Annotated in this window: 11 protein-coding genes; 4 read left to right on the top strand and 7 right to left on the bottom strand. The window is 57.5% G+C overall.

The window, feature by feature from the left end:
- Positions 1 to 141 precede the first annotated feature (141 nt).
- From asnC to ravA, 4 genes are all read right to left on the bottom strand, one after another.
- A complete protein-coding gene (gene asnC / locus ACVWZ0_RS00750) occupies positions 142 to 603 on the bottom strand; it encodes a transcriptional regulator AsnC (protein ID WP_125289166.1) in 462 nt (153 codons plus the stop codon).
- Between the two features lie 147 nt (positions 604 to 750).
- A complete protein-coding gene (gene ovoA, locus ACVWZ0_RS00745) occupies positions 751 to 2,889 on the bottom strand; it encodes a 5-histidylcysteine sulfoxide synthase (protein WP_253456864.1) in 2,139 nt (712 codons plus the stop codon).
- A gap of 85 nt (positions 2,890 to 2,974) precedes the next feature.
- The gene (gene viaA, locus ACVWZ0_RS00740) at positions 2,975 to 4,438 is read right to left on the bottom strand and encodes an ATPase RavA stimulator ViaA (protein WP_253456867.1); all 1,464 of its coding nucleotides are present in this window, start codon (positions 4,436 to 4,438) and stop codon (positions 2,975 to 2,977) included.
- Positions 4,435 to 5,931, bottom strand: a complete 1,497-nt coding sequence (gene ravA / locus ACVWZ0_RS00735; protein ID WP_253461173.1) for an ATPase RavA — start codon at positions 5,929 to 5,931, stop codon at positions 4,435 to 4,437. The genes viaA and ravA overlap by 4 nt, the downstream gene beginning before the upstream one ends.
- A gap of 253 nt (positions 5,932 to 6,184) precedes the next feature.
- On the opposite strand from ravA, the gene kup reads away from it, so the two are divergent.
- Positions 6,185 to 8,053 carry a low affinity potassium transporter Kup gene (gene kup, locus ACVWZ0_RS00730; protein WP_253456870.1) on the top strand — a complete coding sequence of 623 codons (1,869 nt, stop codon included), beginning with the start codon at positions 6,185 to 6,187 and terminating at the stop codon, positions 8,051 to 8,053.
- 280 nt (positions 8,054 to 8,333) lie between these two features.
- Here the strand turns inward: kup and qseC are convergent, their stop codons facing one another.
- Positions 8,334 to 9,680: a quorum sensing histidine kinase QseC gene (qseC, locus tag ACVWZ0_RS00725; RefSeq protein ID WP_253456873.1), complete on the bottom strand. Its 1,347-nt coding sequence runs from the start codon at positions 9,678 to 9,680 to the stop codon at positions 8,334 to 8,336.
- A complete protein-coding gene (gene qseB, locus ACVWZ0_RS00720; RefSeq protein WP_253456877.1) occupies positions 9,680 to 10,339 on the bottom strand; it encodes a quorum sensing response regulator transcription factor QseB in 660 nt (219 codons plus the stop codon). Before qseB ends, qseC begins: the two co-directional genes overlap by 1 nt.
- Positions 10,340 to 10,556: 217 nt before the next feature.
- Between qseB and ACVWZ0_RS00715 the strand changes: the two genes are divergently transcribed.
- Positions 10,557 to 10,958, top strand: a complete 402-nt coding sequence (locus tag ACVWZ0_RS00715; protein ID WP_253456880.1) for a YgiW/YdeI family stress tolerance OB fold protein — start codon at positions 10,557 to 10,559, stop codon at positions 10,956 to 10,958.
- Positions 10,959 to 11,183: 225 nt separating this feature from the next.
- Here the strand turns inward: ACVWZ0_RS00715 and ACVWZ0_RS00710 are convergent, their stop codons facing one another.
- Complete coding sequence (locus ACVWZ0_RS00710; protein WP_253456883.1) at positions 11,184 to 12,059, bottom strand: LysR family transcriptional regulator; 876 nt, start codon at positions 12,057 to 12,059, stop codon at positions 11,184 to 11,186.
- 105 nt (positions 12,060 to 12,164) lie between these two features.
- On the opposite strand from ACVWZ0_RS00710, the gene budA reads away from it, so the two are divergent.
- Complete coding sequence (gene budA, locus ACVWZ0_RS00705; RefSeq protein WP_253456887.1) at positions 12,165 to 12,947, top strand: acetolactate decarboxylase; 783 nt, start codon at positions 12,165 to 12,167, stop codon at positions 12,945 to 12,947.
- Positions 12,948 to 12,962: 15 nt separating this feature from the next.
- A complete protein-coding gene (alsS, locus tag ACVWZ0_RS00700) occupies positions 12,963 to 14,642 on the top strand; it encodes an acetolactate synthase AlsS (protein ID WP_253456890.1) in 1,680 nt (559 codons plus the stop codon).
- The last annotated feature ends 10 nt before the right edge of the window (positions 14,643 to 14,652 follow it).

Raw genomic sequence — 14,652 nt, 5'->3', positions numbered from 1 at the left:
GCCGCTTTTGTTTTGCGGGCGAATAAGTGAAAGCACGCCGCGAGCGCCACGTGCCGGACGGACAGGAACGTTCCTGACCTGATATGAGATATTTCAACAAAAATGAGGCGCCGATCTTTTGTGGATAATATTGTGCACAGATCAGGGCTTGATCGTCCGCATGATCGGGTTTTGCAGGGAAATTAACGTCTCGGTGGACTGGATCTCGTCAATGGTCTGGATCTTGTTGATCAGCACCTGTTGCAGCGCGTCGATGGATCGGCACATCACCTTAATAAAGATGCTGTAGTGCCCGGTGGTGTACCAGGCCTCCACCACTTCATCAAGCGCGTCCAGCTTCGCCAGCGCGGCCGGATAGTCTCTGGCGCTTTTTAAAATGATGCCAATAAAGCAGCACACGTCATAGCCAAGCTGGCGAGGATCGATTTCCACCCGCGTACCTTTAATGATGCCTGCCTGCTTCATCTTCTCTACGCGGACGTGGATAGTGCCGGGGCTGACGTTGAACTGCTTGGCCAGCTCGGCATAGGCGGTACGTGCGTTGGCCAGCAGCGCATTGAGGATGCCGCGATCGAGATCGTCGGGTTGCAGATTATCGGGCATAAAGGCTCCGTCATTAAGGATTTGATAATTTGTCAGGGAATAATGTGCAGGAAAGTGAAAATGCAGGCAATAAAATAGCGGATAACTTACGTTACCCGCTATGAGGAAAACTCAACCGCCTGGTCATAGCCAGAGGGCTATCTGATGTTAGCGCTTGCGCCAGACGGTTAGCTGGGCGACGGAATGTTGATATTTGCGCGCCGTTTCGCGGATCACAAACGGCACGTCCTGCGGCGCGGCGATCTCTTCGAAATCTGCCGCCAGCAAACGCTGCAACGCCTGGTAGGTGGTCAGCGCCTCGCCGTTTTCGCGGATGCCGCCCAGCCAGTTCTCTTTTGGCGTGTACTCTTCCAGCCAGGTGTACGGCGACGACAGCATCAATACGCCGCCGGTATTGATCATCCTCGTGACGTCCTGCAAAAAGCGCTTCGGCTGACGCAGCCTGTCGATCAGGTTAGCGGCCAGCACCAGGTCGTAACCCGCCTTTTGCGGCTTCAGGTTGCAGGCGTCGCCCTGCATAAACTGAATGCGGCTGGCCTGCTCTGCGCCAAGGCCGAAATCTTTCAGCCGCACCTGGTGATACTCCACCAGGTCGCCCTCTTCCTGGGTCACATAACGGAAATCCTCGCCGCTGGTCAGCTGGAGCGCCACGTCGATAAAGCGCGCGGAGTAATCCATCCCCACCACTTGCTCAAAATAGCGGGCCAGCTCAAAGCTGGCGCGACCGGTGGCGCAGCCGATATCCAGCGCGCGGCCTCGTTTGTCGGTCATGCGACAGGCGATATCCACCAGCGCCTTCGCATAGTTTTCTGTACCGAAGTAGCCCGGCCCGTACTGGAAGTCCAGGTATTGCGACACCATGCTGTCGGTTTCATACGGATTCAGCATTTTCTTTTCCTGATGGTTGGACACGACGTAGCGAAAGCCCGCGTGCTGGAAAAAGTGGCGGCGGAACGCATAGCGGGAGGATTTAATCGCTTCGTTGCCGGTGGAAATCCAGCTGCCGCCTTTGATTAGCGCATGTTTGCCGTCGAAGGTCGGCGTCGAAAAGTCGTCATAAAGCGGATGGACTTTAAAACCTTCCAGCCCGTTTATCGGCGTGGTCGTCCACTGCCAGACGTTCCCCACCACGTCAAAGAATTCGCCCTGGGCAAAGCGATCGACCGGACAGGAAGAAGCCCACCAGGCCAGATTCAGGTTGCCCGGCGCCTGCAGCCAGCGATCGCCTTCAACCTGCTCACGCAGCAGCAGCCATTCGGCCTCGCTGGGGAGCTGAACGGACTTGCCGGTTTTATCGGCTTTCCAGCGGCAAAAGGCGGCCGCCTCCAGCTGGTTGACTTCGACCGGCCAGTCCCACGGCATCGCGACTTCTTCAGTCATCAAACGCAGCCGTAACTGGTCAGGTTCCTCAGGCGATCCCACCCAGAAAGTCGGCATGGTTGCCTGCGCGAAATTGCGCCAGCCCAGACCTTCCTCATCCCACCAGCGATCGTCCCGATAGCCGCCTGCCGTGATAAATGCAAAAAACTCCGCGTTGCTTGCCAGCATCTGGCTGGCTTCAAAAGGCTTCACCTCGGTGGACAGCGTGCCGTATTCATTATCCCAGCCGTAGGTATCGTCGGTTTTCCCCTGCGTGACGCGTGCGCCGGCAACGGCTATCAGTCTGTTCTGCGGCACGGCGTGGCGATCGTGACGGGCGTCGGGACAGGCCGGCCAGTACGGCTGCGGTTTAACCCAGGCGAGCGGCAGCTGGCGGATCAGCACGCTGGAGGTTTCCAGATGGATCCGCTCATGCTCGATCCCCATCAGGATCACCCAAGCCGGGCTGTCCCAGCCGATCGGCAGCGTCAACGGCATCTCTTTAATGACGCTTTCGACAAGATGACGCACCTTGCCGCGATAGTCGCGCAGCTCGGCAAGCGTCGGCCACGCGTAGTGGGTTGCGTCCAGATCGTCCCAGCTCATCTCATCCACGCCGATAGCCATCATCGCTTCGATATGGTCGTCCACGCGGTTGTCGAGCAGGCCGGCCGCTACCAGCTTATTAATATAGAAAGTCGCGGTATGGCCGAAATAGAAAACCAGCGGATGGCGCAGCGAAATCGCCTTAGTGTAATAAGCCTGCTCATCGGCAAGGCAGTCGAACAGGCTCTCGTAGAGCGCCCACGTTTGTTGGAAATAGCCAAGAAGCTCCTGTCGTTTTTGTTCTGCGTCGCTGCCGCTAAGCAACAACGTGTGAGTTGGGGCAGGTAACTCTGGGGAAAAAGCCTGATGATGTTGTGCCACGTAATACTCCTGAGAACCGTAGGCGGGATAAAGCGTAGCTATGACTATAGCAGGAGAGGATTGTCGGGCAGCGGCAAAGGGAAAATCAGCGCTGCCAGCGGCGCAGCAGACGGCTCTTCAGGCCGGTATCAAAACGCCAGATATGGTCGAAAATGCGCATAATACCCGGTTTTCCATGATCGGACAGCGCAACGGCGTGAAAGCGCTGCTGCTGGAGGAGCTGGTGCTTTTTGACGGTTTTAACCAGATCTTCCGGCAGCCGCTGGGCGATAAAATCGGAAATAATGACGGCGTCGGCATCGTTCCACTCCGGTGTGGCGAGCCTGCCCAGCACCGACTGCAAACAGGCTGCCAGATCGGTGCCGCCGCGAAAGCGCTGGCTGAGAAAGCGGATCGCCTGAGCAATGCCGTCGTCTGCGGTCAGCTCGTAGCCCACCACTTCATGCGCGAACAGCATTATGTAGCAGCGACGGTTATCGGCCAGCGCCACCTTCAACAGGGCCAGGCAAAAGGCCTTGGCGCAGCGTTCGTTAAAGCCGCCCATCGAGCCGGAAGTATCCACGCAGACGATAAAAGGCCCGCGCGGCTGTTCTTCATGCTGCTGGTGGCTGACCGGGCGCTGCGAAACCCTGTCATGCCAGGCTTCGCCCTGCAGCCGATAGGTCAGCAGCCGTTTCTCCACCAGCCTGCGATAGAACTCCAGTTCCAGCTCGCTGATGCCCAGCGCCGCCAGCTCCGGCGGCAGCAGGCGCAGCACGTCGTCGCTTTGGTGAATGCCGTTGACCTCTTCCGGCACGCTGGCAGGTTCCCTGACCAGCTGGTGGAACGCCTCCAGCGGCGCCTGCTCGCTCAGTACCGCTTTGGCTTCGCGGCTGCGGCCCAGCTGTTCCGCCAGTTTTTGCAGCATCGGCTGCTGCGCCAGGAAATCGCCGTAATCGACCATCAGCTGATAATCGCCGCGCTGTAGCGGGCTTTTACTCAAATCCCACAGGCGGCTGGCGGCGGCATCGCTGTTATCCGACAGCACCGGCGCCAGCTGGCCGCTCATCGCCAGCCTTTGCTGTAGCTCCGCCAGCAGCTTTTCCCGCTCGCTGTCGAGCAGCTGCTGATTCAGCGACAGGGTTTGCAGCGTCAGGCTCAGCCGCCAGCGCTGTAAAAACAGCGTATGCTGCGGCTCGCTCATGCTCTGGCCCGCGACGCTATGCGCCACCAGCTCGCGGGCTTTGTCTTTAAACGGCGACTGATGCGAATCCAGGTAAAGCAGGATAGACGGAATTTTCAGGCAAAATGCCTGATGGGCGAGCGGCTGGCACTGTTGGAAAAGCGTAAATTCACCGGCAAGCGCTTCCGGCACCGCTGTTTGTTTCAGCTGCGCCAGGAGCTCCGATTTCCAGCGCGGCAAATCGTGCAGCAGCGCCTTTTTCATGCCGGGAAATTTTTCAAAAAAAAGGGCGAGCTGCGGGCTGGCCAACAGCGTCACCACCAGCTCTTCAATCAGGTCGCCTTCGCTGACCGCCAGAAAGGCGCTGAGCGTATCCAGCGATATCAACGACGCACCTGTTTCAGCTGTTCAGCGACCTGTTGCAGGCTCTCTTCGATCTTCGCCAGCCAGTCGTCGCTGATAAACAGGCAGCGATGATGCTGACTGAACAACGTACGTTGGGCATGCAGCTGTGCCTCTACCTCATCAAGCGCCTCGACGATCTCCTGCGGCAGCCCGTGTTCCAGCGGCTGGCCCGGCAGCATCAGCCGCGAAGTCTGGAGGCTGACATCGCGCACTGTCAGGCAGTCGGCGCCGTCGATATGCAGATCCAGCGTCTGGGCAAAACCAATACCGTTAAGCTTGCCGCGCACTTCGCCGCCTTTTTGCAGCCAGTGGTACAGCGGTTCGCGGCCAATCACGATATGGCTGACCTGCATGTCGTGCAGCATCAGCGGCTTTTGCAGCATCAGCGTCAGCGTGTCGGCGGACAGCGCCTCGGGCAGCTCATAGTGGGGTTTACGGCTGAATATGCCGCCGTGCTTCTCCAGCCTTATCGCCTGCTCTACGCTTTTTTCCTGCTGCAGGCTCAGCCGGCGTGAGGCGATTTGCTGCAGTTTGATCAGCATCGGCTGCTGCTGCCAGGCCTGCTGGGTAATCAGGTTGTCTATCTCGCGATCCAGCAGCGCCATTGAGGCAACGTCGTGCCACAGACAATCTTTCAGCAAAATCAGATCTACCGGCGCGATCGCTTTACGACCGCTGTAAAAAGCGCAGGCCTGTAAAAGATGGATCGCTTTTTTCCAGCGGCGATCGGAAATATAAGGCGCTTCCGGCTGGTTCTCCAGCTGCTGGCGCAGCATAAAAATCAGCTCAAACACCTCTTCCGGCAGCGCAACCTGCGCAATGCCTTTTTGCCATTCGCTATACTCTTCATCAGTAATGCAGAGCGACTCCGCGACGGGATTGCTGTTTTCATCCTGCTGATGGGTCAACATGCTGCGAAAGTTCTGCTTTTCATGCACGTTATCAAGCCACAGCCGGATCAGCATCCGGTCATACAGCGCTTCCAGCCCGCTGTCGGCTTCGGGCAGTTCGTTGGAGGCGGTCACCAGCAGCCGCATCGGGATGGCTTCTTCACAATCGCCGTTGCGAAAGCGGCGCTCGTTGATGGCGGTCAGCAGCGTATTGAGGATAGCCGGCCCGGCTTTCCAGATTTCATCCAGAAAGACGATTTCGGCATCAGGCAGGTAGCCTTTGATCAGGCGCTGATAGCGGCCTTCATCTTTCAGCGCCTGAATGGAAAGCGGCCCGAAAACTTCTTCCGGGGTGGAGAAGCGGGTCATCAGATATTCAAAGGCGCGGGCATGCTGAAAGGCATACTTCAGCCGACGGGCTATCAGGCTTTTGGCAATACCTGGCGGGCCAAGCAAAAAAACGCTTTCGCCGCTTAATGCCGCCAGCAGGCAAAGGCGAATAGCGTGATGGCGTTCGTAAAGTCCCTTTTCTAACGCGTTGCTGAGGCGTGCGATTCTTTCCGCCAGGAGGTGAGGCTGGGACATCATCAAACAGTATCCTTTTCTACGTTCTTGCCAGCGGGCGACTGGCGAGCGCAAACACTACTGGCTATGATGCTTGAAAGAGTTGATATACGTCAGCTTTTTTCTTGTCAAAGGGTGACACAGGCCATTGAAGTCGCTTTCCATACTCCAATTAAGGATAGGCATTCAGAATGATTCGTGCATACTGTGCGTTTTTTGATGGCTTGATAAGCTGGGCGCGTTTCAGCAATCAGCTCCAACAAAAGATCTTCCTATGAGTTCTGATAAAAAGCAGTCCCTTGGCGCCGTGACCTTAGCGGCAATAGGCGTCGTCTATGGCGATATCGGCACCAGCCCTCTCTATACGCTGCGGGAGTGTCTCTCCGGCCAGTTCGGTTTCGGCGTGGAGCGCGATGCGGTATTCGGCTTCCTCTCGCTGATTTTCTGGCTATTAGTGCTGGTGGTCTCGTTAAAATATATCAGCTACGTGATGCGCGCTGACAACGCCGGCGAAGGGGGGATTCTGACCCTGATGTCCCTGGCGGGCCGTCATACCGGTGCCAGAGCCACGGCGGTTTTGGTCATTATGGGGCTGATTGGCGGCAGTTTCTTCTATGGCGAAGTGGTGATCACGCCGGCCGTTTCGGTACTTTCCGCTATTGAAGGGCTGGAAATCGCCGCGCCTAACCTTGATGCCTGGATTGTGCCGCTGGCGATAGCGGTGCTGACGCTGCTGTTTATGATCCAGAAACACGGCACGGGTATTGTCGGTAAACTGTTCGCGCCGGTCATGCTGGCATGGTTCATCATTCTGGCCATACTGGGCGCTCGGGGCATTATGGCTAATCCCGACGTGCTGCACGCGTTGAACCCCTATTGGGCAATGCACTTCTTTTTTGAATATAAAACCGTCTCGTTTTTTGCGCTGGGCGCCGTGGTGCTGGCTATTACCGGCGTGGAAGCGCTGTATGCGGATATGGGCCATTTCGGCAAGCTGCCGATCCGTCTGGCCTGGTTCCTGGCGGTGCTGCCGTCGCTGGTGCTGAACTACTTCGGCCAGGGCGCGCTGCTGCTGAAAAATCCCGAAGCGATCAAGAACCCGTTCTTTCTGCTGGCGCCGGACTGGGCGCTGATCCCTATGCTGATCCTGGCGACGCTGGCGACGGTTATCGCTTCTCAGGCGGTGATTTCCGGCGTTTTCTCACTGACTCGCCAGGCGGTTCGTCTGGGCTATTTACCGCCTATGCGCATCGTGCACACTTCTGAAGAGGAATCCGGTCAAATCTACATTCCGGTCATTAACTGGATACTCTTTTTCTCCGTGGTGATCGTGATTGTCGGCTTTAAACACTCCAGCAACCTGGCAGCCGCCTACGGTATCGCCGTAACCGGTACGATGGTGCTGACCTCCATCCTTTGCACCACCGTGGCGATAAAAAACTGGCACTGGAACCGCTATCTGGTGCTGTTTATCCTGCTTTGCATGTTGTGCATCGACGTTTCGCTCTTTTCGGCCAACCTGGTGAAAGTGTTCTCCGGCGGCTGGCTGCCGTTAAGCCTGGCGCTGGTGATGTTTGTGATTATGACCACCTGGAAAAGCGAGCGTTTCCGTTTGCTGCGCCGGATGCATGAACACGGCAACTCGCTGGAAGCGATGATTGTTTCGCTGGAGAAGTCGCCACCGGTACGCGTGCCGGGCACCGCCGTCTATATGTCGCGCGCGCTGAACGTTATTCCTTTTGCCATGCTGCATAATCTCAAGCACAACAAAGTGTTACATGAACGTGTTGTGCTGCTGACGCTGCGGACGGAAGATGCGCCTTACGTCCATAACGTGCGTCGCGTGTCTATTGAACAGCTTTCCCCCACTTTCTGGCGCGTGGTGGCGAGCTACGGCTGGCGGGAAACGCCTAATATGGAAGAGATTTTCCACCGCTGCGGGCTGGAAGGCCTGAACTGCCGGATGATGGAAACCTCGTTCTTTATGTCGCATGAATCGCTGATTATCGGCAAGCGGCCATGGTATTTGCGTCTGCGCGGCAAGCTGTTTATGGCGCTACAGCGCAACGCCCTGCGCGCCCCTGACCAGTTTGAGATCCCGCCAAACCGGGTTATTGAACTGGGCACCCAGGTCGAAATCTGACAAGCCGGGCTACTGTACTGGGCACCCAGGTCGAAATCTGACAAGCCGGGTTATTGCACCGGGTACCCAAGCCGAAACCTGACCCTGCAAGGCCGACAATCGTCGGCCTTTTGTTTTGCTTACCGCCAGGCATATCCTCATCCCGACTCCTGAAAGAAACGTCGGATTTCTAAACCGGCGGCTTACTGAGCTGCGTGTTCCGGCGCGGCTTAGCGGGTTCTGTCGGCATCTAACCGGGCCAGGGTGTCACCACATACCAGCATGTCACTTTGCCACTACGTCACCATGTCAGCATAACTGCAAAGCCGCCGCCGTCACGATTGGCGCAACGCATCTGCATCCCATGCAGGCGGGCAATACGGTTAACGATAGACAGCCCAAGGCCGCTGCCCGATTTTTCCTGCCCCGGCGGCCGATAAAAACGCTGTCCCAGGCGGCACAAATCTTCTTTGCTGACGCCTGGCCCGTTATCCGTGACGGCCAGGCCGTTTTCATTAATGCTCAGCTGCACCAGGTTTCCTGACTGGCCGTAACGCAGGGCGTTTTCTACCAGGTTACGCATCATTAGCGACAGCAGCAAAGCGTTACCGTTACGGATAACGGGCGAAGGCGGTGCTTCCAGCGCTATCTCCATTCCGGCGGCCTGCGCCTGTGAGTAATGGTCGATCACGGCCTGCTGGAGCAGCTGACGCAGATCCAGGCTTTCCGTTGCCAGATCGGCTTTGCTGTCCAGCCTTGAGAGCGTAAGCAGCTGATCCACCAGACGAGTCGCGCGATCGATACCAAGATCCAGGTTTTGCAGCGCGTGGCGGCGCACCGTTTCGTCATCGTGAGCCAGCTGCGCGACCTCCGCCTGAACCTTGAGCGCGGCCAGCGGGCTTCTTAACTCATGCGCGGCATCGGAAGTAAAACGCCGTTCGCGCAGCAGCATTTCGCTGACGCGTGAGAACAGCGCGTTCAGCTCCGTCAGCAAGGGCTTCACCTCGTTCGGCACCCGCTTTTCCACCAGCGGCGTGCCGTCATCAGGCGTGCGCAGACGCAGCTGGCGGGCAATTCTTTTTAACGGCGCCAGCTCGTGCGTAACCAGCCACAGCAGCAGCAGCAGCATAATCGGCAACGCGATCAGCCAGGGGATCAGGTTGGTCTGGACGATATCGCGGGTCATGTCGTCGCGGTATTCCCACTCCTGACCTACCACCACCACATATTGTTTGTCCGGCGTGGGTAGCCAGACCATACGCCATAAATCGTCATCACCCCGGAGCTTGCCATCGGTAAAACCGTCGCGCCTGTGACTAAAGAGAAAATCCTTGCCGTTGTCGCCATCGTTCATCACCATGCGGCCATCCGCAGTGAAAACGGCAAATGCCAGCGCCTCATCCTCCTGTTCGCCGCGATGATGCTTCAGCAGCTTTTTAGTTTTTGGCAGCGTTAACGGTTCGTGACTCAGCTGCTCGGGATTCATGGTCGCCAGCAGTTTGGCAAACAGCATCTGCTGGGTATCAAACAGCTGATTGATGTTGTGCCGCGTCTGCCACCACGAGCCGATGCTGGCAGCACCCCAGCAGATAAGCGTCAGCAGCAGAAAACCCAGCATTAGGCGCAGGCGCAGGCTTAGTCGATGCATTACGCATCTCCCAGCGTATAGCCGACGCCATGAACGGTACGGATAAACGTGCTGCCCAGCTTTTTGCGCAGGTGGTGGATATGAACTTCAACGGCATTGCTGGAGACGTCGTCATCCCAGCCATACAATTTTTCCTCCAGCTGCGCGCGGGTCAATACGCGACCAGGGTTAAGCAAGAACAGCTCCAGCAGGGCCAGTTCGCGCGGCTTCAGGGGGAGCGGCTCGTCGTTCAGGGTGGCCGTATGCGAACCGGAGGCCATCGCAACCGCGCCGTGGCGGAGCACGGGCTGTAGCTGACCGTGACGTCGTCGAATTAATGCCTGTAGCCGGGCGGCGACTTCGCTGAGGGCGAAAGGTTTGCAAAGGTAGTCGTCGGCGCCCTGCTGCAGCCCGGCAAGCCGCTGCTCCAGGGCATCCCGCGCGGTCAGGATCAGTACCGGCTCGTCCCGACCCTGCTGCCGCCAGCCGCGCAGAATATCCAGGCCGTCAATGCCGGGCAGGCTTAAATCCAGCACTACCGCATCGTAAGAGGTAGCGGAAAGCGCCGCCTGCCCCGTTTTGCCCTCGGTAAACCAGTCGACGCTGAAACCCAGCTTGCTCAGACCTGCTTTAATCCCGTCGCCAATCAGGCGATCGTCTTCAATGACCAAAATTTTCATGGCGACTTCCTCTGTGATTAACGGCTTTATACGAAAGGGAACGGGCGCTGTACAGGCAAAAATCGGGAAAAAAGGCTATTTTTCGGTACGGCTCGCAAACCGCGTATTTGATGATGTCTCTTAAGATCCTGTTAAGAAAAGTTTGTTTAACTGAGCCCTGAACACGACGAATCGCGCAGCGAAAGCTGCCTCACTCCATGGAATAAAGGTGACTATGATGAAAAAAACTGCTGCTTTATTTGCCCTTGCCGCTCTGGTTTCCGGCCCGGTATTCGCTGCTCAGAACGGCGGCTTCAGCGACCCAAGTGCGCCGACCGCGCCGACCGCCAACGTGCAGAAAGGCGGTTTCAGCGGGGATGAAACCGTGGTCACGGTCAAACAGGCGCAGGATATGAAGGACGATGCCTGGGTGACAATGCGCGGCAACATTGAAAAGCGCGTCAGCGATGATGACTATATCTTTCGTGACGCAACCGGCACGATGAAAGTGGATATCGATCATAAGCGTTGGGAAGGCCAGAACATCACGCCAAAAGACAAAGTCGAAATCCAGGGCGAACTGGACAAGGACTTTAATTCCGTCGAGCTTGACGTGAAGAAAATCCGCAAGCTGAACTGATTCAGCTTTGATCGGCTGGCCGAAGGTGAGGCCAGCAGCCCGACTGCGCCACCGACGGGTAAGCGACCTTCGGCGGCGTCTGGATCCGGGGCGGCCGCGTTCTTAGCAGCTTGCCCCGGTTGCGGCTAACGGCTTCCGTAACCGCTAAGCTGGCCCCGTAATGGCTAAGTTAGCCCTGAGGCAGCCAGTCAGGCCTCACAATGGCTGAGCAGGTCTCGCTACGGCTCAGGTCGACATCATCGACAGGTGCATAACGGCAGGCGAGCGGTCGAAACGGCGCCAGGCCAGCGCAATATCAGTATTTAACGCCGCATCGTCAACAGGGCGAAACACCACGCCGGGATGCGCGATGCAGCATAGCGATTCCGGCACGATAGCGAAGCCGAAACCCGCGGCCACCATGCCGATGGACGAGGAAATCTGCGGTGACTGCTGCCCGGTATGCGGCTGAAAGCCGGCGCGCAGGCAGGCGCTGATCACCAGTTCATACAGGCTTGGCGCAACCTCGCGCGGAAACATAATCAGCGTGTCATCAGCCAGCTGCGACAGGGAAATTTTCGGCTGCGCGCCCAGCGCATGGCTGGCAGGCAGCGCCACCAGCATCTTTTCGCTGGCTATCACCTTCAGGTTAAACGCTTTGCTGCTCTCACAGGGCAGGCGAACGAAAGCGGCATCCAGCAAGCCCTCCTGCAAGTCGTGCATTAGCGACGCCATATTTTGCTCACGTGTCAGTATCGTCATTGACGGATAGCGAGCCTGAAAATCCTTCATCAACGCAAAAATCGCCGAATGAAAGGCGACCGAGCTGGCGACACCCAGCGAAAGCTTGCCGGTCACGCCGCGGGCTATCCCTTTGGCTTTCTCCAGCGCATGCCCGGTCAGCTCCAGGATCTGGCAGGCATCCTGATAAAAAGCTTCCCCCGCTTCCGTCAGCTCCACGCCGCGTGACAGCCTCCTCAGCAGCGGCGTACCTATTTCCCGTTCCAGACGCAGAATTTGCTGGCTGAGCGGCGGCTGCGAGATCCCCAGCATTTCTGCGGCACGCGTAAAGTGGCGCGTTTGCGCGACCGCGACAAAATAACGCAGATGGCGGAGTTCCATATCTAATTCGTCTCAAAGTGATGGGCTTTCTATATTGGAATTCATAACTGAATCGAGTCAACATTCAATTAGTAATCCTGAACTGTTTTAGCATAGAGGCAAGTTATGAAACATTCTGTAACCGACTGTTTATGTGAGCAACAGCTGGTTTCAACCGTCAGCGGGCTCCATCAGCAAAGACCAGAAAGCGTCATCTATCAAACCTCTCTGATGAGTGCGTTGCTCAGCGGCGTGTACGAAGGCAACGTTACCGTAGCCGACCTGCTGAAGAAGGGCGATTTTGGTTTAGGCACCTTTAACCAGCTCGATGGCGAGCTGATCGCTTTCGACAGCGAGGTTTATCAGCTGCGTTCCGACGGCAGCGCACGGGAAGCCGATCCGCAGCAGAAAACGCCTTTTGCCGTGATGACCTTTTTCCAGCCTCAGTACCGCCATCGTTTCTCTGCACCGGCCAGCCGTCAGGCTATTCACGATCTGATCGACAGCCAGGTGACTTCGGACAATCAGTTTTGTGCGCTGCGGATCAACGGCCGTTTTTCTGCGGCCTCCACGCGTACCGTACCTTGCCAGCATCGACCCTATCGTTCTATGCCGGAAGTGCTTGGCCAGCAGCCTACCTTCCGGTTCAGCCAGCGCGACGGCGTGCTGATTGGTTTCCGTACCCCGCAGTATATGCAGGGCATCAACGTAGCGGGCTATCACGAACATTTCATTACCGACGATCGCCAGGGCGGCGGCCATCTGCTGGATTACCAGCTGGAAGAGGGCGAGCTGACCTTTGGCGAGATCAGCAAGCTGGTCATCGATCTGCCGGGCGACAGTGATTTTCTGCAGGCCAATCTGAATCCGGAAAATCTGGATTCCGCCATTCGCTCCGTTGAAAGCTAATCCTGAGGAATTAAGATGAAAAACCCAACCGAAACCGCTCTCTGGCAGCACGGCGCCGATTTGGTCGTGGCACAGCTGGAGGCGCAGGGCGTAAAACAGGTCTTCGGCATTCCTGGCGCGAAGATCGACAAAATGTTTGATTCGCTGGTGGACTCGACTATCCAGACCATTCCGGTGCGTCATGAAGCCAACGCTGCCTTTATGGCTGCCGCCGTGGGCCGCCTGACCGGCAACGCGGGCGTGGCGCTGGTGACTTCCGGACCGGGCTGCTCGAATCTGATCACGGGCATGGCGACCGCTACCAGCGAAGGCGATCCGGTGGTGGCGCTGGGTGGACAGGTGAAGCGGGCTGACAGCGCCAAACAGGTGCATCAGAGTATGGATACCGTGTCGATGTTTCGTCCGGTCACCAAATATGCCGTCGAGGTCACCGACTCCAACGCGCTGGCGGAAGTGGTCTCCAACGCCTTCCGTCATGCCGAGCACGGTCGCGGCGGCGGCGCCTTTGTCAGCCTGCCGCAGGATATCGTTGACCAGCCCGCTCGCGGTCAGCTGCTGACCAGTAAAGGCCAGCTGCTGCTGGGGCCTGCGCCGGATGCGGCCATTGCCGCCGTTGCCGCGCAAATTGCCAAAGCAAAAAACCCGGTACTGCTGCTGGGCCTGATGGCCAGCCAGCCGGCAAACAGCGATGCGATCCATCGCCTGCTGGAGCGCAGCCGCATTCCGGTTACCAGCACTTATCAGGCCGCCGGCGCGGTCAGACAGGAACACTTCTCACGTTTTGCGGGCCGCGTTGGGCTGTTTAACAACCAGGCGGGCGACCGTCTGCTGCGCGAGGCCGACCTGATTATCACTATCGGCTACAGTCCGGTTGAGTACGAACCGGCCATGTGGAACAGCGGCGGCGCCACGCTGGTACATATCGACGTGCTGCCCTCCGATGCCGATAACTGCTATCTGCCTGATGCGGAACTGATTGGCGATATTGCCGCCACCGTCGACAAGCTGGCCGAGCGCATTGATACGCCTTTACAGCTCAGCGCAGAAGCGGCAGCCATTCTGGACGATCGGCAACAGCAGCGTCAGCTGTTATCAATGCAGGGCAAAAATCTCAACCAGTTCGCGCTGCATCCGCTGCGGATCGTGCGCGCCATGCAGGACATCATTAACAACGACGTCACGCTGACCGTGGATATGGGCAGCTTCCATATCTGGATCGCTCGCTATCTCTATAGCTTCCGCGCCCGCCAGATCATGATCTCCAATGGGCAGCAGACCATGGGCGTGGCGCTGCCATGGGCTATCGGTGCCTGGCTGGTGGATCCGAGTCGTAAAGTGATCTCGGTTTCCGGCGACGGCGGCTTCTTGCAGTCCAGCATGGAGCTGGAAACGGCGGTCAGGCTGAAAGCCAATATCCTGCACATCATCTGGGTCGATGAGGCCTACAACATGGTGGCGATGCAGGAAGAGAAGAAATATCAGCGCGTTTCCGGCGTGAAATTCGGGCCGGTTGATTTTAAAGCCTATGCGCAGGCGTTCGGCGCAGCGGGCTTTGCGGTGGAAAGCGCGGCTGAGCTGGAGCCGACGCTGCGTAAAGCAATGGATGTCAACGGGCCTGCGGTGGTCGCCGTACCGGTGGATTACGCCGATAACCCAATGCTGATGGGTCAGCTGCATCTGAGCCAGATTCTTTAGTATTCAAGGA

This window comes from Erwinia sp. TECH1 (genome assembly GCF_054057575.1).
The sequence above is the reverse complement of the archived record's forward strand: the minus strand, read 5'-3'. Positions and strand labels throughout refer to the sequence as shown.